Source organism: Delftia tsuruhatensis (assembly GCF_903815225.1).
GTDB classification, from domain to species: domain Bacteria; phylum Pseudomonadota; class Gammaproteobacteria; order Burkholderiales; family Burkholderiaceae_C; genus Comamonas; species Comamonas tsuruhatensis_A.
Genome location: NZ_LR813084.1, coordinates 5,570,319 through 5,595,052, shown reverse-complemented (window position 1 = coordinate 5,595,052; position 24,734 = coordinate 5,570,319). Strand labels below are relative to the sequence as shown.

Sequence of the window (24,734 nt, the reverse complement as noted above, 5' to 3'; positions counted from 1 at the left end):
CTGAACGCGCTTGATGCAAAGCCGGCCCGCGCGCCGGCTTTTTTACGGTCGCTGAAAGGGAAACGTCGTGGACTCTCGCCAACCGCTGGACGCACGCGCCGCCGTGCTGATGCTCATCCTGTGCCTGGTCTGGAGCCTGCAGCAGGTCCTGCTCAAGGCCACGGCCGATGCCATCGCGCCCACGCTGCAGATCGCGCTGCGCTCGGGCGCGGGCGCCGTGCTGGTGTGGCTGTTCATGCGCTGGCGCGGCATGCGCGTGCAGTGGCGCGACGGCAGCTGGCGCGCCGGCCTGCTGGTGGGCGTGCTGTTCGCCGTCGAATACCTGCTGGTGGGCGAGAGCCTGAACCACACCTCGGCCGCCCATGTGGTGGTCTTCCTGTACTCCGCGCCCGCCTTCGCCGCGCTGGGGCTGCACTTCAAGCTGCCCAGCGAAAGGCTGGTGCCGCTGCAGTGGCTGGGGATTGCGCTGGCCTTCGCGGGCATTGCCCTGTCCTTCCTGGGGGGCTCCAAGGCCGGAGGCGGCCCGGTGGCCGCGACGCTGGCGGGTGACCTCATGGCCCTGGGCGCGGGCGCGGCCTGGGGCGCGACCACGGTGGTGATCCGCAGCACCCGGCTGGCGGCCTTGCCGGCCGCACAGACCCTGCTGTACCAGCTGGTGGCCGCCTTCGTGCTGCTGATGCTGGCTGCCTTGCTGCTGGGCCAGACCCGCTTCGAGCCCACGCCCGTGGCCTGGGCGGCGCTGGCCTTCCAGGCCGTGGTGGTCAGCTTCGCGAGCTTTCTCGTCTGGTTCTGGCTGCTGACCCGCTACCTGGCCACGCGCCTGGGCGTGTTCTCGTTCATGACACCGATCTTTGGCGTGCTGCTCGGCGCCTGGCTGCTGCACGAGCCCATCGAGGCGCATTTCCTGGCCGGGGCGCTGATGGTGCTGGCCGGGGTGCTGCTGGTCAGCGGGCATGGCTGGCTGCGCTCGCTGCGGCGTCCTACCTGACCAGTCCCAGCCTTCGCGCCAGCCGCTGCAGGTTGGCGCGGTCCATCTGCAACTCCCGCGCGGCGGCGGCCCAGCTGCCGTTGTGACGCTGCAGGCTGGCTTCGATCAGGCCGCGCTCGTAGCTTTCCACGGCTTCGCGCAGACCCTGGGGGCTGGGGGGTAGCGCCTGCGCAGATGTTGTGGCTGACCGGGCCGCCGCCTCCGAGGCCCGGGGTTCATCCCGGAGGTCGGCGGATGCCAGTGTGACGATGCGGGTCCGGCCGCCTGCGGGGGCGGGCGTGCGGCTCAGGGCGCGCAGCACGCCGCGGCTGACCCGATGCTCCAGCTCCCGCACATTGCCGGGCCAGTCCTGCGCCAGCAGGGCCGATTGCGCGGCCGGATGCAGGCGCAGGCCGCCCAGGCCCAGGCGCGAGCGGTTTTCCTCGAGGAAGAAGCCGGCCAGCATCAGCACATCGCTGTCGCGCTCGCGCAGCGCGGGCACGTGCAGCGGGTAGACGCTCAAGCGGTGAAAGAAGTCGGCGCGCATGCGGCCGGCCGCCACCTCGGCCGCCAGGTCGCGGTTGGTGGCGGCGATCACGCGCACGTCCACATGGTGCTCGCGGTCCGAGCCCAGGCGCTGCAGCTGGCCGCTTTGCAGCACGCGCAGCAGCTTGGCCTGCACGGCCAGGGAGAGTTCACCCACCTCGTCCAGGAACAGCGTGCCCTGGTGCGCCTGCTCGAACTTGCCGCTGCGCTCGGACAGCGCGCCGGTGAAGGCGCCGCGCACATGGCCGAACAGCTCGCTTTCCACCAGGTTGTCGGGCAGGGCCGCGCAATTGATGCTGACCAGCGGCCGGCCCGCGCGCGCCGATTGCGCATGCACGGCCTGGGCCACCAGCTCCTTGCCCGTGCCGGTCTCGCCCGTGATCAGCACGCTCAGGTCGCTGGCCGCGACCAGGGCGATGTCCCTTTGCAGCGCGCGCATGGCCGGGCTCTGGCCGATCAGCGGACGCGATGGCTCCCCCCCGGATGGCGCCCCGTGCGCCGGCAGGGCGCGTGCGCTGCGCGCCAGCTGGCGCAGCCGCTCGGCCGTGGTGACGGTGGCGGCCGCGAGGTTGCTGAAGGCCTGCAGTGCCGCCAGCGCGGCCGGGTCGGCGAAGCGCCCCGTGTCCAGCGCATCCAGCGTCAGCAGGCCCCAGGGCAGGCCGCCGGCCAGCAGCACGCAGCCCATGCAGTCGTGGACTTCCAGGGGGCCATGGCCCTGGGCGATGAGGCCGTCATAGGGGTCGGGCAGCGGGCTGTCGGGGGCGAAGCGCGTGGCCTGGCCAGCGGCCAGCAGGTGGGCGAAGCGCGGGTGCTCGGCAATGCGAAAGCGCCGCCCCAGCGCATCGGGTACCAGGCCGTCGATGGCCACGGGCTTCAGCCATTCGCCCTCCAGGCGCAGCAGGGCGGCGGCATCGGCCGGCAGCACGGCGCGCAGGGCGGCCAGCAGGCGGCGAAAGCGCTCGCGCTCGGGCAGGTCCCGGGCCAGGTCGGCCACCAGGGGCGTCAGGGCATGCAGGGCGATGGATGTCGTCATAAAGACTGCGATAGCTGTCAAAAAGACTCGTTTTGAAGAAGGTCATATTGACGCATGAAACGCCAAACCCTTGTTCTGCAAGGGCTGCAGTCCTGGCACGGCGCTTGCCTTTGTCAAGGCACGCCCGGCATCGCACCGGGCATGTCCGTCCCCGTACCCAAGGAGTTTTCCGTGCTGACCGACCGCCAACGTGCCATCGTCCAATCCACCGTCCCGCTGCTTGAAACCGGCGGCGAGGCGCTGATCACCCACTTCTACCAGACCATGCTCGGCGAGTACCCCGAGGTGCGCGCCCTGTTCAACATGGCCCACCAGCAAAGCGGTGCCCAGCCGCGCGCCCTGGCCTATAGCGTGCTCATGTACGCCAGGCACATCGACCGGCTTGAAGCCCTGGGCGATCTGCCCGCGCAGATCATCAACAAGCACGTCGCGCTGCAGGTGCAGCCCGAGCACTACCCCATCGTCGGCACCTGCCTGCTGCGCGCCATCCGCGAAGTGCTGGGCGCCGAGATCGCCACCGACGAGGTCATAGCTGCCTGGGGCGCCGCCTACCAGCAGCTGGCCGACATCCTGATCGGCGCCGAACGCCAGGCCTATGACCGCACGGCGGCGGCCAAGGGCGGCTGGCGTGGCGAGCGCGCCTTCGTGGTGGAGGACAAGGTGGCGGAAAGCGCCGAGATCACCTCGTTCTACCTGGTGCCGGCCGACGGCGGCCCCGTCATGGCCCACCAGCCCGGCCAGTACATCGGCCTGCGCCTGATGGTGGACGGCCAGGAGCAGCGGCGCAACTACTCGCTGTCCGCCCCGGCCGACGGCCGCAGCCTGCGCATCAGCGTCAAGCGCGAGGCCGGTGGCAAGGTGTCCAACTTCCTGCACGACCAGGTCCGGGTCGGCGACACGCTGGGGCTGTTCCCGCCCGCGGGCCATTTCACGCTGCAGCCCGGCGAGCGTCCGCTGGTGCTGATCAGCGGCGGCGTGGGCATCACGCCCACCCTGCCCATGCTGGATGCGGCCCTGCCCGGCAAGCGGCCCGTGGTCTTCATCCACTGCGCGCGCGAGCGCGGGGTGCATGCGTTCCGCGAGCATGTGGATGCGTTGGCCGCTTCGCATCCGCAGCTGACGCGCTATTACTGCTATGACCGCGTGCAGGAGGGCGATGCGGTGGATGCGCAGGGGCTGCTGACCACCGAGCTGCTGGAACAGTGGCTGCCTTGTGCCGATGCCGACGTTTACTTCCTCGGTCCTCGTGGGTTCATGCGGTCGGTGAAGGCATCCTTGGGGGGGCTGGGGGTGCCGCAGGAGCAGGTGCGGTATGAGTTTTTTGGGCCGGCTGAGGCGCTGGCCTGAGTTTTTTTGTCCTGCCTGCTGGCGATGTTTGAGCTTGTCGCGCCTCTGTCGCCAGAGGCGCGACAGAATCAAAAACCAGAAACGGAATCAGCGGTAGAACGCCTCGACAGCTCCCTTGAGCTTGATCAGCAACGGCCGCCCCTTGCGATCCAGCGTCTTGCCCGCAGGCACCTTGATCCACCCCTCGCTCACGCAATACTCCTCGACATCGAACCGCTCCTTGCCATTGAAGCGGATGCCGATGTCATGCTCGAACACCGCCGCCACATGGTGCGGGCTGCGCGGATCGATGGACAGGTGGTCGGGCAGGGCGGGGCGCTCGGCGGAGGCGTTGGCGTCGGTCATGGTCTTGTTCTCGCAAGAGGGTTCTGAAGAAAGCCGGTATTGTCCGCGCAATCCGAAGGCAGGCGCCGGCTGACAGGCATTGGCGCCAGGGCCGTCATGCCGGTGGCGATGACCGGCGCTATGCTGCGGTCCATGCTGTCGCCGGAACAACGCCAAACGCTGAACGCGGCCAAGCGCCTGCCCCTGGCGCTCTTGCTGTGCGTGGCCCTGGGCTTCGTGGCCTCGTCGGTGGCCGCCGCGCACTGGCAGCATGTGCCGCTGTGGCTGGCCTGCATCAAGGCCGTGACCGAAGCGTCCCTGGTCGGCGCGCTGGCCGACTGGTTCGCGGTGTCGGCGCTGTTCCGCCACATTCCCCTGCCCCTGGTGGGCCGCCACACGGCGATCATCCCGCGCAACAAGGACCGCATCGGCGCCAACCTGGCGAATTTCGTGCGCGACAAATTCCTGGATGGGCCGTCCCTGGTGGCCTTGATCGAGCGCCATGATCCCGCGCGCGTGCTGGCCGGCTGGCTGACCACGCCGGCCAACAGCACCCTGCTGGGGCGGCAGGTGGCGCGCCTGGCGCTGGCGGCGCTGGAGATGGTGCAGGACCGGCAGGTGGAGCGGTTCCTGACCCAGGCATTCAAGGCCTTGCTGGCCCAGGTGGACCTGCCTCGCGCGGCGGCGGATCTGCTGTCGGGGCTGACCAAGGACGGCCGACACCAGGCCGTGCTGGACGATGTGCTGGCCCGCGTCAGCGGCGTGCTGCGCGAGGCCGAGACCCATGTGCTGATCGCCCAGACCATCGTGCTGTGGCTCAAGCGCGAGCATCCGCTCAAGGAAAAGATGCTGCCCACGGACTGGCTCAGCGACAAGGGCGCCAGTGCCATTGCGGGCGCGCTCGACAGCCTGCTGCAGGACATCGCCAGCAATCCCGAGCACCACATGCGCAAGGCCTTCGATGCCTCCGTGGACCGGCTGGTCACGCGGCTGCAGTCCGACCCCGCCATGTCCGAGCGCGCCGGGCGGCTGCGCCACTACCTGCTGCACGACGAAAAGCTGGCCGGCTACCTGCGGGCGCTGTGGCTGGGCCTGCGCGCCAAGCTGCAGGCGGACCTGGCCAACGAGCATTCGCAGGTGGCGCGCAAGACCGCCGCCATGGGCCGCTGGCTGGGCCAGTCGCTGGCGCACGACGAGGCGCTGCGCAGTTCCATGAACGAGCGCCTCAAGCGCTGGGCCCAGGCGCTGGCGCCCGACGTCTCGCAATTCCTGGCCCAGCACATCGCCGACACGGTGCGCCGCTGGGATGCGCGCGAGCTGTCCGAGCTGATCGAACTGCACATCGGCAAGGACCTGCAGTACATCCGCATCAACGGTACCGTGGTCGGCGGCGCCGTGGGCCTGCTGCTGTTCCTGGTCTCCAATGCGGGGCGGCTGTGGGCCTGATCACCGGGCAGGCGTCTGGTCACGGCCCCAGCGCGCGATCACCCGCACATAGGCCAGCTCGGCCAGCAGCTCCACCAGCGTCTGCGTGACGATGACGGCCGGCAGCACGGGAATGGCGCCGGGCACGGCCAGGGCCAGCGGCAGCACGACCAGCGAATTGCGCGTGCCCGCGCTGAACGCCACGGCGCGGCCTGCGGGGGCCGGGAGTTGGAAGGCGCGTGCCACCAGCCAGCCCAGCAGGGGCGCGGCCACGGCGAAGGCCGCATAGACCGGCACCACGCTCCAGGCCGCCTGCGTGGCCGGGCCCAGTTGGGGCAGCACGGAGGCGATCACCACGAACAGCACCAGCGCCGTGGCCGGCACGGGCAGCAGGCCCAGCCATGCCGAGGTGCTGGCGCCGCGCCGGCTGCGCGCCGCCCATAGCTGCGTGGCAGCCGCCAGGATCAGCGGCACGGCGATCAGCCACACGAACGCATGCAGGAAAGGCCCCGCCTGCACCAGCCGCGCCGCATCGTCACCCAGGAACAGGCCCAGGTAGCCGGGCAGGGCCAGCATCTGCGCGATCAGGAGGGCCGGCGTGGCCGCCAGCAGCAGGCGCGCGTCGGCGCGTCCCAGGTGGGAGAAGGTGACCACGTAGTCGATGCAGGGCGCCAGCAGCACCAGCAGCGCGCCCAGGCGCAGCAGGGGGTCGGTGGGCAGGAACTGCAGCAGGGCCCAGACCAGCAGCGGCACCACAATGAAGTTGGCCACCATCAGCGCGGCCAGGAAGCGCACCTGGCCGAAGGCGCGCCGCAGTTCGGCCACGGGCACCTGGAGGAAGGTCACGTACAGCATCAGCGCCAGCGCGGGGTTGATGGCACGCTCCAGCACGCCCGTGCCGGGCAGCGCCCAGGCGGCGGCTGCGGCCAGGGCCACGGCGGCGAAGTAGATGGGGATCTGGCGCTGTTCGAGCGCGTCTCGGGTGTCTTGCATTCGGGGCGCCGGGTGCGGCAGGGGCGGCAGTGGGTACGGGTGCCTAGTATGGCAACGGTGCGGCCAGCCTCTGTCTCGAATTCCCTGCCCTTGGCCCGACAGGCTCAGCCGGGCGATGCCGCGCCCAGCACCTTGTACAGGTAGGAGCGCGAGATGCCCAGCTCCTGCGCGGCCAGCTTCTTGTTGCCGCCGCAGCGCGCGATGGCGTCCAGGATGGCCTGGCGCTCCTGGTCCTTGAGCGGGGCCACGGCGCCGGTGGACGGCATGTCGGCCTCGGCAACGGGCAAAGGTCGCGCGCCGGCCAGCGGGTCCTCGTGGCGCGCGAAGTTGTCCACGCCCAGCAGGTGGCCGTCGCAGAACACCAGGGCCTCTTCCACGCGCTGGCGCAGCTGGCGCACATTGCCGGGCCAGGCCTGGCGGGCCAGGTAGGGCATGACGCCAGGCGCGATGCGCGGCAGCGCAATGCCGTTGCGTTCGCAGAACGACTGGGCAAAGCGCTGCACCAGGGCCGGGATGTCCTCCAGGCGCTGGCGCAGGGCGGGCACATGCAGCACCACGCCGCTGAGGCGGTAGAACAGGTCCAGCCGGAAGCGGCCGCTGTCGATGAGGCCGCGCAGGTCGCGGTGCGTGGCGGCCACGATGCGGAAGTTCACCTGCCGGCCGCTGTGCGCGCCCAGGCGCTGTACCTGGCGGTCCTCCAGCACGCGCAGCAGCTTGACCTGGATTTCCATGGGAATGTCGGCCACTTCGTCGAGGAAGAGCGTGCCGCCCTCGGCCTGCTCCAGCTTGCCGGGCTGGCCCTGCCTGCGCCCGCCCGTGAAGGCGCCGGCCTCGTAGCCGAACAGCTCGGACTCGATCAGCGTCGCCGGCAGGGCCGCGAGGTTGAGGCTGACCAGGGGCGCGTCGGCATCGCGCCCGCGCGCATGCAGGGCCTGGGCCACCAGCTCCTTGCCGCTGCCGCTCTCGCCCAGGATGAGCACGGGCACATCGAGCCGCGCCACGGCGTCGATCTCGCGGGCCAGCCTCTGCATGGGGGCGCTGGCGCCCACCATCTGCGCCGTGGGCGTGCCGCCGCGCAACTGGCTCAGTTCGCGCTTGTAGTGCTGCACCTCGTCATGCAGCTGGTTCAGCCGCTGCTGCATGCGGTTGAGTGCCTCCACGCCGCTGAAGCTGACCTGGCCCACGGCGCCCACCACGGCGCCGCCCTCGTAGACCGGCATGCGGTTGACGATGCGGCTCACGCCCGGCCCCAGCTGCTGCAGGTCGCCGATCTCGGCCCGGCCACTGCGCACCACGTGGGGCAGGCGCGAGTTGGGGATCACGTCCTCGGCGCGCCGGCCTGCGGCCGTGCCGGGCGCCAGGCCGAAGAACTTCTCGTGCACGGGGCTGATGTAGCGCATCAGCCCTTCATGGTCGGCCACCGTGATCGCCTGGTACGGGTTGGTCAGGAACATGTTGAGGATGGCGAAGGCGAAGGGCACGCTGGCCACCATGTCGAACAGCGCCGCCGCCTCGTCGGCCGGGCGCAGCAGGGCGACCTCGCCCTCGGCATCGGCCAGCACCACGGCCACATGGCGGGCCACCGTGCCGCGCGGGCCCGGTGTTTCCACGTGCAGCAGCTGGCCATGGCCGATGGGGTTGTGCCCGTCGCCGTGCGCGCGGGCCAGGGCCTCGGCGACGGCTGCATGCAGCAGCGGCTCCTGCGCCAGGCCCAGCCGCGCCACGGGCTCGGGCGAGTCGCGTCGCCAGACGAGAACGCCGAATCGGTGGTCGGGGGAGCTGGGCATGGGCAGGGCGGGCAGTGGCTGGGGTGAGCGCACTCTAGCGGCGCGCAGGCCACGGGTCTGTCCCCGTGGTGTCTCCATGGAAGACAGTACCCAACCCGTGTCTTCGAGGTTGTCCTTGATGTGGACACGTGCAGGTCGACTGCGAAAAAAGTCCTTTGAATTCAACGCCCTGCGTTCTGGCACGCCTCGTGCATCTCACCAGGCACAAGGAGACACGACGACATGAGCTGGCAACCCGAAGTGGACGAGATCGCATACCGCCGCGCACTGGCGGCCAAACTGGGCGGAGAGGACAAGGTGGCGCGGCACAAGGCCGCCGGCAAGCTCACGGTGCGCGAGCGCATCGAGGCCTGCACGGACACGCAGTCCTTCGTGGAGGTGGGCTCGCTCACCGGCTCGGGCCAGTACGACAGCCTGGGCCGGCTGACGGACTTCACGCCCTCCAACCTCATCATGGGCCGGGCGCGCGTGGGCGGGCGGCCCGTGGTCGTGGTGGGCGACGATTTCACGGTACGCGGCGGAGCCAACGACGGCGCCGTGGGCGACAAGCTGATCTTTGCCGAGAAGATGGCGCACGACCTGCGCCTGCCCATGGTGCGCCTGGTGGATGGCACGGGCGGCGGCGGCTCGGTGCGCAACATCGAGACCAAGGGCTACACCAGCGTGCCCACCATGAAGGTCTGGAGCCAGGTGGTGCAGAACCTGTCCACCGTGCCCGTGGTCTCGCTGGCCCTGGGCTCGGTGGCCGGCATGGGCGCGGCGCGCGTGGCCTCCAGCCATTACTCGGTGATGGTCAAGGAAACCGCCCAGCTGTTCAATGCCGGCCCGCCCGTGGTGGCGCGCATCGGCCAGAACGTGACCAAGAACGAGCTGGGCGGCAGCCAGGTGCACACGCGCAACGGCGTGGTCGATGACGAGGTGGCCACCGAGCAGGAGGCCTTCGAGCGCGTGCGCCGCTTCCTGTCCTACCTGCCCTCTTCGGTGTATGAACTGCCTGCGCGCACCGCGCCGCAGGACGATCCGCGGCGGCGCGACGAATGGCTGCTGTCGGCCATTCCGCGCGATGGCCGCAAGGTCTACAAGATCCGGCCCATTGTCGAATGCCTGGTCGATGAGGGCTCCTTCCTGGAGACGGGCCGCCACTGGGGCCGGGCCATCGTCACCGGGCTGGCGCGCATCGACGGCTGGCCCGTGGCCGTGGTGGCCAGCGACCCGTACTTCTACGGCGGCGGCTGGGACGGCCCCTCGGCCGAGAAGTTCACGCGCTTCGTGGACATGGCCCAGACCTTCCACCTGCCCGTGGTCAACCTGGTGGACATCGCGGGCTTCCAGATCGGCGTGGAGGCCGAGAAGGCCGGCGTCATGCGCTACGGCGTGCGAGCCCTGGCCGCCGTCTACCAGGCGACCGTGCCCTGGTGCAGCATCCTCATCCGCCGCGCCTACGGCGTGGCTGCGGCCGGCCACCAGCACATGGGCCGCTTCAACTTCCGCTATGCCTGGCCCTCGGCCAACTGGGGCTCGCTGCCCATCGAGGGCGGGCTGGAGGTGGCCTACAAGGCCGAGATCGAAGGCGCCGACGACCCCGTGCAAAAGTGCGCCGAGATCGAGCAGCGCGTGCGCAGCCTGACCTCGCCCTTCCGCACGGCCGAGGCCTTCGGCATCGACGAGGTCATCGATCCGCGCGACACGCGCGCCCTGCTCAGCGAATTCGTGGAACTGGCCGCGCCGCTGCGCGAGGCCGGAGCGCCGCAGTTCGGCCTGCGGCCCTGAACGCATAAAAACCCAAGGAGACAAAGCAATGGCAACCAGACAACCGCGCATGCCCTCGCGCCGCACCGCCCTGGCCCTGTGCCTGGCGCCGTGCCTGACCTTGTGCGCCGCAACGGCGGCCCAGGCCCAGGAAGACAAGTGGCCCACGCGCCCCGTGCGCATCGTGGTCGGCTTCCCTGCAGGCTCGTTCACCGACACCATTGCACGCGCGCTGTCCGAGCCGCTGAGCAAGTCGCTGGGCCAGCCCGTGGTGGTGGAGAACAAGCCCGGCGCCAACGGTGCCATCGGCGTGGGCGAGGTGGCGCGCGCCGCGCCCGACGGCTACACCCTGCTGGTCACCAACTCCAGCAGCATCACCATCAACCCCCAGATCTACAGGAAGATCACCTACCGCGCCAAGGACTTCGCGCCCATCACCATGGTGCTGGATGCCCCCTTCATCCTCACCGTCAACCCCGAGTGGGCGCAGAAGCACCAGATCCGCTCGGCCAAGGACGTGATCGCCTTCGCCAAGGGCCACCCCGACAAGCTCAGCTATGGCTCGGCCGGCCCCGGCAACATCGCCCACCTGGCCTATGCGGCCTGGAGCAACCGCACGGCCGTGAAGACCACGCATGTGCCCTACAAGAGCGCATCGCAGGCCCAGATGGCCGTGCTCAGCGGCGAACTGGACACGCAGTTCGACACCTGGAGCGCGCTGCCCCACATCGCCAGCGGCAAGCTCGTGGCGCTGGCCGTCACCGCGCCCCGGCGCATGCAGCAACTGCCCGAGGTGCCCACCATGGCCGAGGCCGGCTATGCCGATTTCGACGTCACCTTCTGGGCCGGCCTGCTGGCGCCGGCCGGCACGCCACCGGCCATCGTCAACCGGCTCTACGAAGCGTCGAAGGGCGTGCTCCAGGATGCACGCATCCGCGCCGTGCTGAGCAGCCAGGGCGAGCCCGTGATGCTGGCGCCTGCGCCATTTGCGCAGCGCATCACCAAGGAAGTCGCTGACTGGGGACAAGTCATCCAGCGCGAAGCCTTGTCACTGGATTGAAGGCCCCCTGAGTCGCTTCGCGCCTTCCCCCTCTCGCTTCGCGGGGGGACGACACCCTCGGTGCGGGGCGGCCCTTCCTCGGTGTCCCTGGGCCGGGCCGCGCCAGTTGCACGTGCCGCAGACCTGTCTGGCGCCCTGATTTCCTGAAAGAACCTTCTGCATGTCTCTGTTGCAAGCACTGAACCCCCGCTCCGTCGCCATCCTCGGCGCCTCCGACAATCCCATCAAGGCCGGTGGCCGGCCCATCGATTACCTGCGCCGCCACGGCTTCGCGGGCCGCATCCTGCCCGTCAACCCCAAGCGCGCCGAGGTCCAGGGCCTGGCGGCCTACCCCACGCTGCGCGAGCTGCCCGAGGCGCCCGATGCCGTGGTCATCAGCCTGCCCGGCGAGGACGTGGCCGCCGCCATCGACGACTGCGTGGCCGTGGGCGCGCGCCTGGCCGTGGTCTATTCCTCGGGCTTTGCCGAGCTGGGCGAGGAGGGTCGCCAGCAGCAGGCCGACCTGGTGGCGCGGGCGCGCAGGGCGCCAGGCGGCGGGCTGCGCCTGTTCGGCCCCAATTGCCAGGGCGTGGCCAACTTCGCCACGGGCGCCATCCTCAACTTCTCGACCATGATCAACGAGAACGCGCCGGCCGACGGCCCCGTGGCCATCGTCAGCCAGAGCGGTGCGGGCGCGGCCATTCTCTACGGCGGCCTGCGCCGCGCGGGCATCGGCGTGCGCTACATGCTGTCCACGGGCAACGAGGCCAATGTCTGCGCAGCCGAGGCCGTGCGCGCCGTGGTCGAGGACGAGGGCATCCGCCTGGTCGTGCTCTACATCGAGACGCTCAGGCAAAGCGGCTGGCTGGCCGAGGCCGCGCGGCTGGCGCATGCGCGCGGCGTCACCATCCTGGCCGTGAAGGCCGGCCGCACGCGCGCAGGCCAGGCCACGGCCAGCTCGCACACGGGCGCGCTGGCGGCCGAGGACGCGCTGGCCGATGCCTTCCTGCGCCAGCACGGCATACCGCGCCTGGCCGACTTCCGCGAGCTGATCGACTACGCGCCGCTGTTCCTGTCCCAGCCTGCGCCGCGCGGTCGCCGCGTGGTCAGCATCAGCAATTCGGGCGCCACCTGCGTGCTGTCGGCCGACGCGGCCGAGGAATACGGCCTGGCCCTGGAGCCGTTCGATGCCGCCACGCTGGACGGCCTGTCCCAGGCCCTGCCGCCGTATGTCACGGCGCGCAATCCCATCGACATGACCACGGCCCTGCTGGGCAGGCCGCAGACCTTTGGCGACACGCTGCAGGCTTTGTCGGGCAGCGGTGCGGCGGACCTCGTCCACGTGGGTTTTCCGATAGGCGGCGAAGGCTATGACTTCGCCGATTTCGCGGGCCAGGCCAGCCGCTTTGCGCGCGACACCGGCGTGCCGATTGCGGTCAGCGTCAATCAGGACTGGGTGGCCCGGGCCTTCCAGGACCAGGGCGTGCCCACCTTCTGGAGCGAGCGCGCCGCCATGCGCGGCCTGGCGCTGCTGGCCGAACAGGCGGGTGGCCGGCAGGCAAAGGTGCCTCCTGCCGAGGCATCGGTGCCGGTGACGGTGGCCCCTTCCCTCACGCTGGACGAGCCCTCCAGCCTGTCCGAGCTGGCGCGCGCGGGCCTGCCGGTGATGCGCCATCTGGTCTGCAGGAGCGTGGACGAGGTGCGCGCCGCCATCGAGTCCCTGCCGCTACCCCTGGTGGCCAAGGGCGTGTCCGCCGATCTCTCGCACAAGTCCGAGCATGGCCTGGTACGGCTGAACATCCGCGAGGCGGAGCAGGCGCTGCAGGCCTTTGGCGACTTCGCCGCCACGCTGCGCCGCCTGGGCGCGGCCGATGGCGGCCTGCTGCTGGGTGCCCAGCACAGGGCCGACTTCGAGCTGGCGCTGGGTGCCCATGTGGATGCCGAATTCGGCGTGGTGGTCATGGTCGGCCAGGGCGGCGTGCTGGTGGAGGCGCTCAGGGACGTGCAGTTCCTTGTCGCCCCCTTCATTGCCCGGCAGGCGCTGGATGCCATTGCGCGCCTGGCCATCGCCCCGGCCTTTGCGGCCGTTCGCGGCATGCCCGCCGTGGAGCTGCAGGCCGTGGCCGCCATGATGGTGCGGCTGGGCGACTGGATGCTGGCCCAGGGCGGGCGCGTGCAGTCGGTCGATGCCAATCCCGTGCTCGTGGCGCGCGGCGCGCAGGCGCCGGTCATCGTCGATGCCGTGGTTTGCCTGGCCCGGGAGGACGCATGAGCGACGCCATCCATCCGATCCGCCGCGTGCTGGTCGCCAACCGGGGCGCCGTGGCCGCGCGTGTGATCCGCACGCTGCGGCGCATGGGCCTTGAATCCGTGGCCGTGTACTCCGAAGCCGATGACGGCCTGCCCTATGTGCGCGCGGCCGACCAGGCCGTGTGCATAGGCCCGGCGCCCGCCGCGCAAAGCTATCTGGACCCCGCGCGGCTGCTGCAGGTGGCGCGCGAGACGGGCGCCGATGCCGTGCACCCGGGCTACGGCTTTCTCTCCGAGAACGCGGAGTTCGCCGAGGCGGTGCAGAGCCAGGGCCTGTGCTTCATCGGCCCCTCGCCGCACTGGATACGCACGCTGGGCCACAAGACCCAGGCGCGGGCCTTCATGGCCGCCCAGGGTATGCCGCAGGCACCCAGCTCGGCCGTGCTTCACGGCCTGCAGGAGGCGCAGGCCGAGGCCGCGCGCATCGGCTTTCCCGTGCTGGTCAAGCCCGCAGGCGGGGGCGGCGGCATCGGCATGCTGCCCGCGCACGATGCACAGCAGTTGGAGGCTGCCTGGTCCAAGGCCAGCGGCATTGCCGCCAAGTACTTCGGCACGGCCGAGCTGTACCTGGAAAAGCTGATCGAGTCGCCGCGCCACATCGAGTTCCAGGTGCTGGCCGACCGCCATGGCGCGGTGCGCGTGCTGTTCGAGCGCGACTGCTCGGTACAGCGCCGCCACCAGAAGGTGGTGGAAGAGGCCCGCCCCGCAGGCATTCCCGCGCAGGCCCTGGCCGACATGCGGCAGCTGCTGGCCGGCCTGCTGGCGCGCACGGGCTATGACGTGATCGGCACCGTGGAGATGCTCTACACGCCGCAGCACGGCTTTGTCTTCCTGGAGATGAACACGCGGCTGCAGGTCGAGCATGCGGTGACCGAGGAGATCACGGGCATCGACATCGTCGAGGCCCAGATCCGCCTGGCCGCCGGCGAGCGCATGCGGGATGTGCTGCCCGCCGAGCCCGTGGCCCGCGGCCATGCCATCGAGGCGCGCATCTATGCCGAAGACCCCGTGCGCTTCCTGCCCTCGCCGGGGCGCCTGGACCGCTTCGAGATGCCCCAGGGCGAAGGCCTGCGCGTGGAGACCGGCTATGCCCAGGGCTGCAGCGTCACGCCCTTCTACGACCCCATGGTCGCCAAGCTCGTGGCCCATGGCAGCGACCGCGCCCAGGCCATCGTGCGGCTGCGCCAGGCGCTGGCGCAGACCCGCATCGAGGGCGTGAAAACCAATATTCCCTTCATCGAACGCATCCTCGGCCACGCCGATTTCCTGGACCTGCGCATCGATACCAGCATCGCCCAGCGCGTGCTGGCCCACCTTTGAAAGGCATACCCATGACCACCACCCCGAACATGATCACAAGCCCCATCGCCGGCCTCGTGGCCGCCGTGGAAGCCGCCGAAGGCGGCACCGTCGCACTGGGCGACACCCTCATCATCGTGGAGTCCATGAAGATGGAGATTCCCGTGGAAAGCGAGGTGGCCGGCACCGTGCGCCGCATGCTCGTGGCCGTGGGCGAGCCCGTGGCCGAAGGCCAGGCGATTGCGGAGATCGGATGAACGCCGCTGGAATCTCCACCGCCCCGGACCTTGAGGCCGCCGCGCTGGCGCGCGGCTACTTCGGCATCGACGTGCCCTTCATGTCCCATATCGGCCTGGAGCCCGTGAGCCTGGCGCCCGGGCTGGCCCGCACGCGCCTGCCCATGCGCCCGCACCTGGCCAACAGCCGGGGGCATGGCCATGGCGGCGTGCTGATGAGCGCGCTGGACTTCACGCTGAGCGCGGCCGCGCGCTCGTCCAACCCGCTGGGGCTGGGCGTGGTGACCATCGAGATGAGCACGCATTTCCTCGCCTCGGCCACCACCGACCTGCTGGTCGAGGCACGCGTGCTGCGCGCAGGGGCGCGCACCGTGTTCTGCGAGGGCAATGTGCTGGACAGCGCGGGCCAGGCCGTGTGCACGGCGCGCGCGGTCTTCAAGCTGCTGGCGCTGGAGGGCGCCCAGGCCGCCTGACCGGTTCAGGCCGCTCCGTCCTCGGGCGCCTGCGGCAGCAGGTGCTGGCCGATCTGCTGCCAGGCCTTGGCCGCGTCATGCTGGCCGCCGAACATGTGGCAGCTGGCCGCCGTCATGGCCAGGCGGCCGTTTTCGGGTTCCAGGTCGAACGCCAGCTCGCATTGCGCGGCGGCGTTGCGCCACATCACCACGGCGTCTGGCGAGTCTTCCTTTTGCAGCGCATGGGCTTCGGCCATCCAGGCCTGGGCCAGGCGAAACGCGCCCTCGGCTTGGTCGGGGTCGGCCTTGTGGGCCAGGTAGAACTGCTTGCCGGCCTGCTGCCACAGCGCCCGGGCCTGGGCAAAGTCCTGGGTGGCGGCCCGCTGCGCCTGGGCCACCAGGGCATTGCCTTCGGCCAGCAGCGTTTCGTAGGAGGAGGGGGCGTCTTGCGTCATGGGGCGCCATTGTGCCGCCGCCCCGGTGCCTGTGTTCAGGCCGGGGAATCGCGCGGCGGGCCCGGGCTGTCCGGCAGCTCCAGGCCGATGCGCGTGAAGCCGCCTTCGGACTCGGCAAAGCAGCGCCCGCCATGCATGCGCGCGATGGCCGCGACGATGGCCAGGCCCAGCCCATGGTTGCGGTCGGCCTGGCTGCGCGCGGCGTCGGCGCGGTAGAAGCGGTCGAACAGGCGCGGCAGGTGCGCAGGGTCGATGGCCGGCCCCTGGTTGAGCACGGCCAGGGCCACATCGCCGGCCCCAGAATGGCGTATGCAGGGGCGCGCGCCGATCTGCACGGTGATGGTGGAGCCGCGCGCGGCATACCGCGTGGCATTGCCCATCAGGTTGGACAGGGCCCGGCGCAGCAGCCTGACGTCGACCTCGGCGGCGGCATCTCCCTCGACGCTGACCTGCAGGTCGGCCTCGTGCAGCGCGGCCTCGTGGAACTCGATGACCTCATGGGCCAGCGCGGCCAGGCTGGACACGGGCGCCAGTCGCGCGCCCTGGCCACGGTCGGCATGCGAGAGGAACAGCATGTCGGCCACGATGCCCGCCACGCGCCGCAGGTCCTCCAGGTTGGAGGCCAGCACCTCGCGCAGCTCGGCCTCGCTGCGCGGCTTGCGCAGGGCCAGTTCGCAGCTGCTGATCAGCGTGGTCAGCGGCGTGTTCAGCTCATGGGCGACATCGGCGTTGAAGGCCTCCATCTGCCGGTAGGCGGCCGACAACTGGTCGAGCAGCGTGTTGAACTGGGCGACCAGCGGCCGCAGCTCCTGCGGCTGGCCGCTGGGGTCCAGGCGCCGCTGCAGGTCCTGGGCCGAGAGCTGGCGCGTCTGCTCGGTCAGCTCGCGCAGCGGTGCCAGGCCCAGCCGCACCAGCCAGATGCCCGACAGCGACACGGCCAGCGAGCCGCCCACGGCCGCCAGCGCCAGCGTCCAGGCCAGCAGGGACAGGCGCCTGTCGTCGCCGCTGCGGTCCAGCGTGAGCGTGGCGAAGGCGGTCTGCCCGGTGTCCGCGAGCACCACCTCGAAACCGCGCTGCATGGTGCGTCCCGCAGGGGCCAGGCGCTTGCGTTCGTAGATCACCTGCCCCCGGAAATCGGTGATGCGCAGCGACAGCTCGTCCAGGCCGGTGAGGAAGTCGTCGAGCATGTGGGCCATGCCGGTCGGCTCGTGGACGTTGCGGCTTTCGGTCATCAGATGCAGCACGGCCTGCTGCTTGATGTCCAGTGTCTCGTGCTGGTGCTGGTCGAACGTCATGGCCGCCACGACGTAGACGGCCATGCAGACCAGGCCCAGCCCCAGCATGGTCTGCAGCGCCAGCCAGCGCGAAAGGCGTCGTCCCAGGTGGGGAATGTCCACGGCGGGAGCGTCGCTGTCCTGGCTCACGGCGCGCGCGACTCCAGCACATAGCCCATGCCGCGCACCGTGTGCAGCAGCGGCTGCTCGAAGGGCTGGTCCAGCTTCAGGCGCAGGCGCCGCACGGCCACCTCGACCACGTTGGTCTCGCTGTCGAAGTTCATGTCCCAGACCTGGGAGGCCAGCTCGGTGCGCGACAGCACCTCGCCCTGGCGGCGCAGCAGCAGGCTCAGCAGGTTGAACTCCTTGGCCGTGAGGTCCAGCCGCTGGCCGGCGCGCGTGGCGCGGCGCCGTATCAGGTCCAGCTCCAGGTCGGCCATGCGCAGCATGGTGGTCTCGGGAGCCACCTGGCTGGGTCCGCTGCGGCGCAGCAGCACATGGATGCGGGCCACCAGTTCGGAAAATGCGAAGGGCTTGACCAGATAGTCGTCGGCACCGCCTTGCAGGCCCTTGACGCGGTCCTCGACCTGGCCGCGCGCGGTCAGCATCAGCACCGGCGTCTGCTTGGACTGGCGCAGCGCGGCCAGGACGGCCAGGCCATCGATGCCCGGCAGCATGCCGTCGAGCACGATGAGGTCATAGGACAGCTCGGTGGCCAGGTGCAGGCCATCGATGCCGTCGTGCGCGACATCGACCACGAACCCCTCCTCGGTCAGGCCCTTGCGGAGGTAGTCGGCCAGCTTGATTTCGTCTTCGACGACCAGCAGTTTCATGCAGGGCATTGTCGGTGAATGCCTCCATTTGTGGAGATGACAAATTTGTCATTTTTCGGTCAGGAGGGGGTCGCTGCGCTGTTTCTAGAGTCGCCAGGGTCCACAATGCAATCTCCATCGAGTCCCACCCTCCGTCCGTCCAGCCCGCCTGCGCCATGACCCGGCACCGTTTCACTGCACTCGCCATCCTCGTGATCGCCTTGCTGTTCCAGTGGACCTGGGCGGCGGCGGCAGGTCTGTGCCGCCATGACGGGCATGAGAACACGCACTTCGGCCACCATGGCCATGTGGCCAGCCTGCACGTGAAGGATGCGGGCCAGGCCGGCGCCCAGGCAAAGACCCTGGACGACGGCACGGCCTCCTGGCCGGCCTCGGATTGCGGCTGCTGCCACGCCTGGGTGGCGGCCCCGTCGCTGGAGCGGCTGGCACCTGCCGCCGTGCCGTCGCCGCCGGCCGACTTCTCCGAACCTCCTCCACGCTACGACTCCGTGGCGGAATTGCGGCCCGACCGTCCTCGCTGGCAGGGCTGACGCCGGCCGCTGGCGCGAGCCGCCAGGGCTTTCGGCCCGCATCCGCGCGGGTCGCCCCGATCTCGCTTGCGCATCCCTCACAGAGCTGCGGCCTCGCCGCATGCCCGGGCCATCCGGTCCGGGCCAGGAGTTTCCTTATGCTTTCATTCCCGTCCTTTCCGATGAGGACAATCCGCCAGGGCTGCTGGAGCGCGGTGGCCGTGGCGGCGTGCCTGGCAGCGGGCGCGGTGGCCGCCGCCGAGCCCGCTGGCGACAGGGCCAGCACCGCATCGGCTGCCGTGGCCTTGCCGGTGCTGACCCTCGAACAGGCCACGGCCCTGGCGCTGGAGAACAATCCCGACCTGCGCGCCGCGCGCCAGGCGCTGGCCGCCAGCGAAGGCTCGGTGCTGCAGAGCCGGACCCGGCCCAATCCGGAGCTGTCCTTCCTGCAGGAGGACACGCGGCGTTCCACGCGCACGGTGACCATGCAGTGGAACCAGACGGTGGAGATCGGCGGCAAGCGCGCGGCCCGCATGCGCGTGGCCGAGCGCGGGCGCGATGTCGCACTGGCCGATCTGGCCGGTGCCGAGGCCGCGCTGCGCGCCGACGTACGCGCGGCCTTCTATGGCGTTCTGGCCGCGCAGCAGCGCGTGCAGCTGTCGGGCCAGACGCTGGAGATCGCCCGCAACGTGCGCGAGTCCGCCGCCAAGCGCGTGGCGGCCGGCAAGATCCCGCCGCTGGAGGAGACGCGGGCGCGCGTGGCCGAGTCCGGTGCCCAGCTGGAGCTGGGCCGTGCCCAGTCGGCCCTGCGCGTGGCGCGCAGCCAGATGCAGGCGCTGTGGGGCGATGCCGTGCGGCCCTACGGCGAGGCCGATGGGGCCGTTGACGACCTGCCCGGCGTGCCTTCGCTGGCGTCCCTGCAGAAGCGCATGGAGCAGGCACCGGTCCTGTTGGGCGCGCGCCAGACCCTGGAGCAGCGCCGCGCTGCCGCGGACCTGGAAAGCGCCCGCCGCATTCCCGATCCCACGCTGAGCCTGGGCGTCAAGCGCGCCACCGAGGTGGGCCGCAACCAGCTCGTGGTCGGCATCTCCGTGCCCCTGCCCGTGCTCGACAGCAACCGGGGCAACCAGCTGCAGGCGCTGCGCCTGGCCGACCAGGCCGAGGACCAGTTGCAGGCCACACGCATCCAGCTGCAGACGCAACTGTTCGAGGCCCGCGAGCAGCTGCAGACCAGCCGCCTGCAGGCCGGCCAGCTGTCGGGCGAGGTGCTGCCTGCCGCGCGTTCGGCCTATGAACTGGCCTCGCGCGGCTTCGCGCTGGGCAAGTTCGCCTATATCGACGTGCTGGACGCACAGCGCACCTGGTCCGAGGCCCGCGTCCAGTACCTGGACCAGTTGCTGGCCACCCACCGCGCCGCCGCCGACATCGCCCGCCTGCTGGGCGAGGAACCCGGCCTGACACCCCAATCCGAACCCGACCGTGCCGCACCATGAACCCCACACCTTCCACCCCTGCCATGACACCGCGCCGTACCCTGGTGGCGATTGCCGCCATCCTCGCGCTGGGCGCACTGGCCGCCGTGCTGATCCTGCGCAGCGGCCCTGATACGGGGGCCGCCAAGTCCGACGGCCATGGCCACGGGCACAGCGAGGCTGCAAGCCATGCCGATGAAGAACACCACGGCAGCGCTGCGGGCGGCAAGGCCGCCTCCGGTGCAGCAGAACACAAGCACGACGAAGGCCATGCGGACGACGAGCACCATGAGGAGTCCAAGGACAAGCCGGCCCCCAAGGCCGGTGCCGAGGCCGGGCATGACGACGACGAGGGCCTGATCGCCATGGATGCCCAGCGCACCCGCACGGCCGGCGTGTCGCTGGCCGAGGCGGGCCCGGCCACGGTGCGCTCCGTGCTGCAACTGCCCGGCGAGATCCGCTTCAACGAAGACCGCACGGCCCACGTGGTGCCGCGCGTGATCGGCGTGGCCGAGAGCGTGCCCGCCAACCTGGGCCAGGTCGTGAAGAAAGGCCAGTTGCTGGCCGTGCTCAGCAGCGCCACGGTGTCCGAGCAGCGCAGCGAGCTGGCGGCCGCGCAAAAGCGCCTGGCGCTGGCGCGCACCACGCATGCGCGTGAAAAGCAGCTGTGGGAGGAAAAGGTCTCGGCCGAGCAGGACTACCTGCAGGCCCAGCAGGCGCTGCGCGAGGCCGAGATCGCCGTCTCCAACGCGCAGCAGAAGCTGGCCGCCACCGGCGCGGGAGCGGGGGGTGCGGGCGGGCTCAACCGCTTCGAGCTGCGCGCACCCTTCGATGGGGTGGTCGTGGAAAAGCATTTGTCCGTGGGCGAGGCCGTGCAGGACTCCACCCAGGTCTTCACCATCTCCGACCTGCGCTCGGTCTGGGCCGAGATGCGCGTGGCCGCCTCCGACCTGCCCGCCGTGCGCGTGGGCGAGAAGGCCACGGTGCGTGCCACGGCCTTCGACTCCGCGGCCACGGGCGAGGTGGCCTACGTGGGCTCGCTGATCGGCCAGGACACGCGCACGGCGCCGGCCCGCATCACCCTGCCCAACCCCGATGGCGTCTGGCGCCCGGGCCTGTTCGTGAACGTGGAGCTGACGGCCTCCTCGCAGCAGGTGCCGCTGGCCGTGGCCAGTGCGGCCATCCAGCGCCTGGAAGGCCAGCAGACCGTGGTCTTCGTGCCCGTGCAGGGCGGTTTCCGCGCCCAGCCCGTGCGCATCGGCCGCACCGATGCCAAGAACACGGAAGTGCTGGAAGGCCTCAAGCCCGGCCAGTCCTACGTGGCCGAGGGCAGCTTCGTGCTCAAGGCCGAGCAGGGCAAGGCCACGGCCGAACACGCGCATTGATGCGTTCATGAACGGAGCACTCCATGTTTGAACGCATCATCCGATTCGCCATAGAGCAGCGCTGGCTGGTGCTGCTGGCCGTGCTGGGCATGGCGGGCCTGGGCATCTACAACTACCAGCGCCTGCCCATCGACGCCGTGCCCGACATCACCAATGTCCAGGTGCAGATCAATACCCAGGCCAGCGGCTATTCGCCGCTGGAGACCGAGCAGCGCATCACCTATCCCATCGAGACGGTGATGGCCGGCCTGCCGAACCTGGAGCAGACGCGCTCTCTGTCGCGCTACGGCCTGTCCCAGGTCACCGTGGTGTTCAAGGACGGCACGGACATCTACTTCGCGCGCCAGCTCGTGGGCGAGCGCATACAGCAGGCGCGCGACAGCCTGCCTGCGGGCATCACGCCCACGCTGGGCCCCATCTCCACGGGCCTGGGCGAGATCTACCTGTGGACCGTGGAGGCCGAGGAGGGCGCCAGAAAACCCGACGGCACGCCCTACACGCCCATGGACCTGCGCGAGATCCAGGACTGGGTGATCAAGCCGCAGCTGCGCAACGTGCCCGGCGTCACCGAGATCAACTCCATCGGCGGCTATGCCAAGGAGTACCTGGTGGCGCCCGCGCCCGAGAAGCTGTCGGCCTACGGCTTCACGCTGGCCGACATCGTCACGGCGCTGCAGCGCAACAACACCAACGTGGGTGCGGGCTACATCGAGCGCCAGGGCGAGCAGTACCTGATCCGCGCGCCGGGCCAGGTGCGCGGCATCGAGGACATCCGCGAGGTCATCGTGGGCTCGGCCCAGGGCCTGCCCATCCGCATCCGCGACCTGGCCGAAGTCGGCCTGGGCCGCGAGCTGCGCACGGGCGCGGCCACCGACAACGGCCGCGAGGTGGTGCTGGGCACGGTGTTCATGCTGATCGGCGAGAACAGCCGCACCGTCTCGCGCGCCGTGGACCAGCGCATGGCCGAGATCAACCGCGGCCTGCCGCACGGCGTCAAGGCCATCACCGTCTACGACCGCACCAACCTCGTGGACAAGGCCATCGCCACGGTCAAGAAGAACCTGGTCGAGGGCGCGGCCCTGGTCGTGGTCATCCTCTTCCTGTTCCTGGGCAACCTGCGCGCGGCGCTGATCACGGCGCTGATCATCCCGCTGTCCATGCTGTTCACCTTCACGGGCATGGTGCAGTACAAGGTCAGCGCCAACCTCATGAGCCTGGGGGCGCTGGACTTCGGCATCATCATCGACGGTGCCGTGGTCATCGTGGAGAACTGCGTGCGCCGCCTGGCCCACGCGCAGGAGGCGCGCGGCAGGCTGCTGACGCGCAGCGAACGCTTCCACGAGGTGTTCGCCGCGGCCAGGGAGGCACGCCGCCCGCTGCTGTTCGGCCAGCTCATCATCATGGTGGTCTACCTGCCCATCTTTGCGCTCACCGGCGTGGAGGGCAAGATGTTCCACCCGATGGCGCTCACGGTGGTCATCGCGTTGGCCGGCGCCATGCTGCTGTCCATCACCTTCATTCCCGCCGCCATCGCGCTGTTCATCGGCAAGAAGGTGGGCGAGAAGGAGAACCGCCTCATGGGCTGGGCGCGCCGCGCCTATGCGCCCGTGCTGTCGCGCGTCATGGCCGCGCCGGCCGTGGTGCTCACGGCCGCCGGCGTGGCCGTGGCGCTGTCCCTGCTGCTGGCCACGCGGCTGGGCAGCGAGTTCGCGCCCAACCTCAACGAGGGCGACTTCGCCATCCAGGCGCTGCGCATCCCTGGCACCAGCCTCACGCAATCGATAGAGATGCAGATCCAGATCGAGAAGACGCTGAAGAAGGAGTTCCCAGAGATCGACCGCGTGTTCGCGCGCACCGGCACGGCCGAGATCGCCTCCGACCCCATGCCGCCCAACATCTCGGACGGCTACATCATGCTCAAGCCCCGCAGCCAGTGGCCGGACCCGGCGCGCCCGCGCGAGGAACTGCTGGCCGCCGTGCAGGCTGCGGTGGACCGTGTGCCGGGCAACAACTACGAGTTCTCCCAGCCCATACAGCTGCGCTTCAACGAGCTGATCTCGGGCGTGCGCAGCGACGTGGCCATCAAGATCTTCGGCGACGACATGGCCGTGCTGGAGAAGAACGCGCAGACCGTGGCCGGCATGCTGCAGCAGATCGCGGGCGCCTCCGAGGTCAAGATCGAGCAGACCTCGGGCCTGCCCATGCTCACCGTGCACATCGACCGCGAGAAGGCCTCGCGCCATGGCCTGAACATGGGCGACGTGCAGGACGCCATCAGCACGGCCATGGGCGGTACCGAGGCCGGCACGGTGTTCGAGGGCGACAAGCGCTTCGACATCCAGGTGCGCCTGCCCGACATGGTGCGCAACGACGTGGAGGCCCTGGGCCGCCTGCCGATCGCCCTGCCGCGCGGTGCCGACGGGCGCATCGGCTTCGTGCCGCTGTCGGCCGTGGCCCGCTTCGAGATCGCGCCCGGCCCCAACCAGGTCAGCCGCGAGGACGGCAAGCGCCGCATCGTGGTCAGCGCCAACGTGCGCGGGCGCGACATCGGCTCCTTCGTCGGCGATGCCCAGCAGAGCCTGGAGAGCCTCACGCTGCCGCCCGGCTACTGGACGCGCTGGGGCGGCACCTTCGAGAACCTGGAGTCCGCGACCCGGCGCCTGCAGATCGTCGTGCCCGTGGCGCTGATGCTGGTCTTCGTGCTGCTGTTCGCCATGTTCGGCAACGTGCGCGACGGGCTGGTCGTGTTCACGGGCATTCCCTTCGCGCTCACGGGCGGCATCCTGGCGCTGTGGCTGCGCGACATCCCGCTGTCCATCTCGGCGGCCGTGGGCTTCATCGCGCTGTCGGGCGTGGCCGTGCTCAACGGGCTGGTGATGATCTCCTACATCCGCTCGCTGCGCGAGGAAGGCCGCAGCGTGTTCGATGCCGTCACCGAAGGCGCGCTCACGCGGCTGCGCCCCGTGCTGATGACGGCCCTGGTCGCCTCGCTGGGCTTCGTGCCCATGGCCATCGCCACGGGCACGGGCGCCGAGGTGCAGCGGCCGCTGGCCACGGTGGTGATCGGCGGCATCCTGTCGTCCACCATCCTGACGCTGCTGGTGCTGCCGCTGCTGTACTGGCTGGTGCACCGCAAGGATCCTTCGGAAGCCCAGGGCGGCGGTGACGGCGACGGGCCGGTTTCGGGAGGGGCTCTGCCCCAGGGCGGTGTACCCGCCGTTTGACGGCGGATCCGCCCTTGACAGGCCACGGCAGGCTGCCGTGGCCTTTTTTTTGCGAAGTTGTGTGTCGGAAATATG

Annotated in this window: 20 protein-coding genes; 13 read left to right on the top strand and 7 right to left on the bottom strand. The window is 70.3% G+C overall.

Going from position 1 to position 24,734, the window contains the following annotated elements; translation table 11 throughout:
• Positions 1 to 67 precede the first annotated feature (67 nt).
• Positions 68 to 988 carry a DMT family transporter gene (locus L1Z78_RS25435; RefSeq protein WP_234639108.1) on the top strand — a complete coding sequence of 307 codons (921 nt, stop codon included), beginning with the start codon at positions 68 to 70 and terminating at the stop codon, positions 986 to 988.
• Here the strand turns inward: L1Z78_RS25435 and norR are convergent.
• The gene (norR, locus tag L1Z78_RS25430) at positions 981 to 2,546 is read right to left on the bottom strand and encodes a nitric oxide reductase transcriptional regulator NorR (protein WP_234639107.1); all 1,566 of its coding nucleotides are present in this window, start codon (positions 2,544 to 2,546) and stop codon (positions 981 to 983) included. The genes L1Z78_RS25435 and norR overlap by 8 nt on opposite strands.
• Before the next feature lie 141 nt (positions 2,547 to 2,687).
• Between norR and hmpA the strand changes: the two genes are divergently transcribed.
• A complete protein-coding gene (gene hmpA, locus L1Z78_RS25425) occupies positions 2,688 to 3,893 on the top strand; it encodes an NO-inducible flavohemoprotein (protein WP_418921653.1) in 1,206 nt (401 codons plus the stop codon).
• Between the two features lie 87 nt (positions 3,894 to 3,980).
• On the opposite strand, the gene L1Z78_RS25420 is transcribed toward hmpA, so the two are convergent.
• Positions 3,981 to 4,238, bottom strand: coding sequence for a DUF3297 family protein (locus L1Z78_RS25420; protein WP_234639106.1), 258 nt, complete (start codon positions 4,236 to 4,238; stop codon positions 3,981 to 3,983).
• Between the two features lie 120 nt (positions 4,239 to 4,358).
• On the opposite strand from L1Z78_RS25420, the gene L1Z78_RS25415 reads away from it, so the two are divergent.
• Positions 4,359 to 5,663: a DUF445 domain-containing protein gene (locus L1Z78_RS25415; protein ID WP_234639105.1), complete on the top strand. Its 1,305-nt coding sequence runs from the start codon at positions 4,359 to 4,361 to the stop codon at positions 5,661 to 5,663.
• Here the strand turns inward: L1Z78_RS25415 and L1Z78_RS25410 are convergent, their stop codons facing one another.
• Entirely contained in the window at positions 5,664 to 6,635 is a 972-nt protein-coding gene (locus L1Z78_RS25410) for an arsenic resistance protein (RefSeq protein WP_234639104.1), read from the bottom strand.
• 104 nt (positions 6,636 to 6,739) lie between these two features.
• The gene (locus L1Z78_RS25405) at positions 6,740 to 8,422 is read right to left on the bottom strand and encodes a sigma-54 interaction domain-containing protein (protein ID WP_234639103.1); all 1,683 of its coding nucleotides are present in this window, start codon (positions 8,420 to 8,422) and stop codon (positions 6,740 to 6,742) included.
• 222 nt (positions 8,423 to 8,644) lie between these two features.
• Between L1Z78_RS25405 and L1Z78_RS25400 the strand changes: the two genes are divergently transcribed.
• The 6 genes from L1Z78_RS25400 (at position 8,645) to L1Z78_RS25375 (ending at position 15,528) form a co-directional block, all read left to right on the top strand.
• A complete protein-coding gene (locus tag L1Z78_RS25400) occupies positions 8,645 to 10,192 on the top strand; it encodes an acyl-CoA carboxylase subunit beta (protein ID WP_234639102.1) in 1,548 nt (515 codons plus the stop codon).
• A gap of 28 nt (positions 10,193 to 10,220) precedes the next feature.
• On the top strand, positions 10,221 to 11,231 hold the full coding sequence (locus tag L1Z78_RS25395; RefSeq protein ID WP_234639101.1) for a Bug family tripartite tricarboxylate transporter substrate binding protein: 1,011 nt from the start codon (positions 10,221 to 10,223) through the stop codon (positions 11,229 to 11,231).
• Positions 11,232 to 11,391: 160 nt separating this feature from the next.
• Positions 11,392 to 13,482, top strand: coding sequence for an acetate--CoA ligase family protein (locus L1Z78_RS25390; RefSeq protein ID WP_234639100.1), 2,091 nt, complete (start codon positions 11,392 to 11,394; stop codon positions 13,480 to 13,482).
• Positions 13,479 to 14,840, top strand: coding sequence for an acetyl-CoA carboxylase biotin carboxylase subunit (locus L1Z78_RS25385; RefSeq protein WP_234639099.1), 1,362 nt, complete (start codon positions 13,479 to 13,481; stop codon positions 14,838 to 14,840). Before L1Z78_RS25390 ends, L1Z78_RS25385 begins: the two co-directional genes overlap by 4 nt.
• Before the next feature lie 11 nt (positions 14,841 to 14,851).
• On the top strand, positions 14,852 to 15,076 hold the full coding sequence (locus L1Z78_RS25380; RefSeq protein WP_234639098.1) for an acetyl-CoA carboxylase biotin carboxyl carrier protein subunit: 225 nt from the start codon (positions 14,852 to 14,854) through the stop codon (positions 15,074 to 15,076).
• The gene (locus tag L1Z78_RS25375; RefSeq protein WP_234639097.1) at positions 15,073 to 15,528 is read left to right on the top strand and encodes a PaaI family thioesterase; all 456 of its coding nucleotides are present in this window, start codon (positions 15,073 to 15,075) and stop codon (positions 15,526 to 15,528) included. The genes L1Z78_RS25380 and L1Z78_RS25375 overlap by 4 nt, the downstream gene beginning before the upstream one ends.
• 5 nt (positions 15,529 to 15,533) lie before the next feature.
• Here L1Z78_RS25375 and L1Z78_RS25370 read toward each other — a convergent pair whose 3' ends face one another.
• From L1Z78_RS25370 to L1Z78_RS25360, 3 genes are read right to left on the bottom strand one after another with little or no spacing between them, the layout of a single operon-like run.
• Entirely contained in the window at positions 15,534 to 15,962 is a 429-nt protein-coding gene (locus L1Z78_RS25370; protein WP_234639096.1) for a hypothetical protein, read from the bottom strand.
• A 35-nt stretch (positions 15,963 to 15,997) separates the two neighbouring features.
• The gene (locus L1Z78_RS25365; RefSeq protein WP_234639095.1) at positions 15,998 to 17,386 is read right to left on the bottom strand and encodes a heavy metal sensor histidine kinase; all 1,389 of its coding nucleotides are present in this window, start codon (positions 17,384 to 17,386) and stop codon (positions 15,998 to 16,000) included.
• Positions 17,383 to 18,069, bottom strand: coding sequence for a heavy metal response regulator transcription factor (locus tag L1Z78_RS25360; protein ID WP_234639094.1), 687 nt, complete (start codon positions 18,067 to 18,069; stop codon positions 17,383 to 17,385). Before L1Z78_RS25360 ends, L1Z78_RS25365 begins: the two co-directional genes overlap by 4 nt.
• A gap of 155 nt (positions 18,070 to 18,224) precedes the next feature.
• Here L1Z78_RS25360 and L1Z78_RS25355 point away from each other — a divergent pair, with 155 nt between their 5' ends.
• The 4 genes from L1Z78_RS25355 (at position 18,225) to L1Z78_RS25340 (ending at position 24,659) form a co-directional block, all read left to right on the top strand.
• Positions 18,225 to 18,599: a hypothetical protein gene (locus L1Z78_RS25355; protein ID WP_234639093.1), complete on the top strand. Its 375-nt coding sequence runs from the start codon at positions 18,225 to 18,227 to the stop codon at positions 18,597 to 18,599.
• A 137-nt stretch (positions 18,600 to 18,736) separates the two neighbouring features.
• Positions 18,737 to 20,071: a TolC family protein gene (locus L1Z78_RS25350; protein ID WP_234639092.1), complete on the top strand. Its 1,335-nt coding sequence runs from the start codon at positions 18,737 to 18,739 to the stop codon at positions 20,069 to 20,071.
• Positions 20,068 to 21,435: an efflux RND transporter periplasmic adaptor subunit gene (locus L1Z78_RS25345; protein WP_234639091.1), complete on the top strand. Its 1,368-nt coding sequence runs from the start codon at positions 20,068 to 20,070 to the stop codon at positions 21,433 to 21,435. The genes L1Z78_RS25350 and L1Z78_RS25345 overlap by 4 nt, the downstream gene beginning before the upstream one ends.
• A 23-nt stretch (positions 21,436 to 21,458) precedes the next feature.
• The gene (locus L1Z78_RS25340) at positions 21,459 to 24,659 is read left to right on the top strand and encodes an efflux RND transporter permease subunit (protein ID WP_234639090.1); all 3,201 of its coding nucleotides are present in this window, start codon (positions 21,459 to 21,461) and stop codon (positions 24,657 to 24,659) included.
• Positions 24,660 to 24,734: the final 75 nt, after the last annotated feature.

Coding starts and splice junctions, on each gene's coding strand:
- L1Z78_RS25380 (WP_234639098.1), top strand. CDS start 14,852: ATGACCACCACCCCGAACATGATCACAAGCCCCATCGCCGGCCTCGTG.
- L1Z78_RS25345 (WP_234639091.1), top strand. CDS start 20,068: ATGAACCCCACACCTTCCACCCCTGCCATGACACCGCGCCGTACCCTG.
- L1Z78_RS25405 (WP_234639103.1), bottom strand. CDS start 8,422: ATGCCCAGCTCCCCCGACCACCGATTCGGCGTTCTCGTCTGGCGACGC.
- L1Z78_RS25390 (WP_234639100.1), top strand. CDS start 11,392: ATGTCTCTGTTGCAAGCACTGAACCCCCGCTCCGTCGCCATCCTCGGC.
- L1Z78_RS25400 (WP_234639102.1), top strand. CDS start 8,645: ATGAGCTGGCAACCCGAAGTGGACGAGATCGCATACCGCCGCGCACTG.
- L1Z78_RS25350 (WP_234639092.1), top strand. CDS start 18,737: ATGCTTTCATTCCCGTCCTTTCCGATGAGGACAATCCGCCAGGGCTGC.
- hmpA (WP_418921653.1), top strand. CDS start 2,688: ATGTCCGTCCCCGTACCCAAGGAGTTTTCCGTGCTGACCGACCGCCAA.
- L1Z78_RS25355 (WP_234639093.1), top strand. CDS start 18,225: ATGACCCGGCACCGTTTCACTGCACTCGCCATCCTCGTGATCGCCTTG.
- L1Z78_RS25385 (WP_234639099.1), top strand. CDS start 13,479: ATGAGCGACGCCATCCATCCGATCCGCCGCGTGCTGGTCGCCAACCGG.
- L1Z78_RS25415 (WP_234639105.1), top strand. CDS start 4,359: ATGCTGCGGTCCATGCTGTCGCCGGAACAACGCCAAACGCTGAACGCG.
- L1Z78_RS25395 (WP_234639101.1), top strand. CDS start 10,221: ATGGCAACCAGACAACCGCGCATGCCCTCGCGCCGCACCGCCCTGGCC.
- L1Z78_RS25420 (WP_234639106.1), bottom strand. CDS start 4,238: ATGACCGACGCCAACGCCTCCGCCGAGCGCCCCGCCCTGCCCGACCAC.
- L1Z78_RS25410 (WP_234639104.1), bottom strand. CDS start 6,635: ATGCAAGACACCCGAGACGCGCTCGAACAGCGCCAGATCCCCATCTAC.
- L1Z78_RS25375 (WP_234639097.1), top strand. CDS start 15,073: ATGAACGCCGCTGGAATCTCCACCGCCCCGGACCTTGAGGCCGCCGCG.
- L1Z78_RS25360 (WP_234639094.1), bottom strand. CDS start 18,069: ATGAAACTGCTGGTCGTCGAAGACGAAATCAAGCTGGCCGACTACCTC.
- L1Z78_RS25340 (WP_234639090.1), top strand. CDS start 21,459: ATGTTTGAACGCATCATCCGATTCGCCATAGAGCAGCGCTGGCTGGTG.
- L1Z78_RS25370 (WP_234639096.1), bottom strand. CDS start 15,962: ATGACGCAAGACGCCCCCTCCTCCTACGAAACGCTGCTGGCCGAAGGC.
- norR (WP_234639107.1), bottom strand. CDS start 2,546: ATGACGACATCCATCGCCCTGCATGCCCTGACGCCCCTGGTGGCCGAC.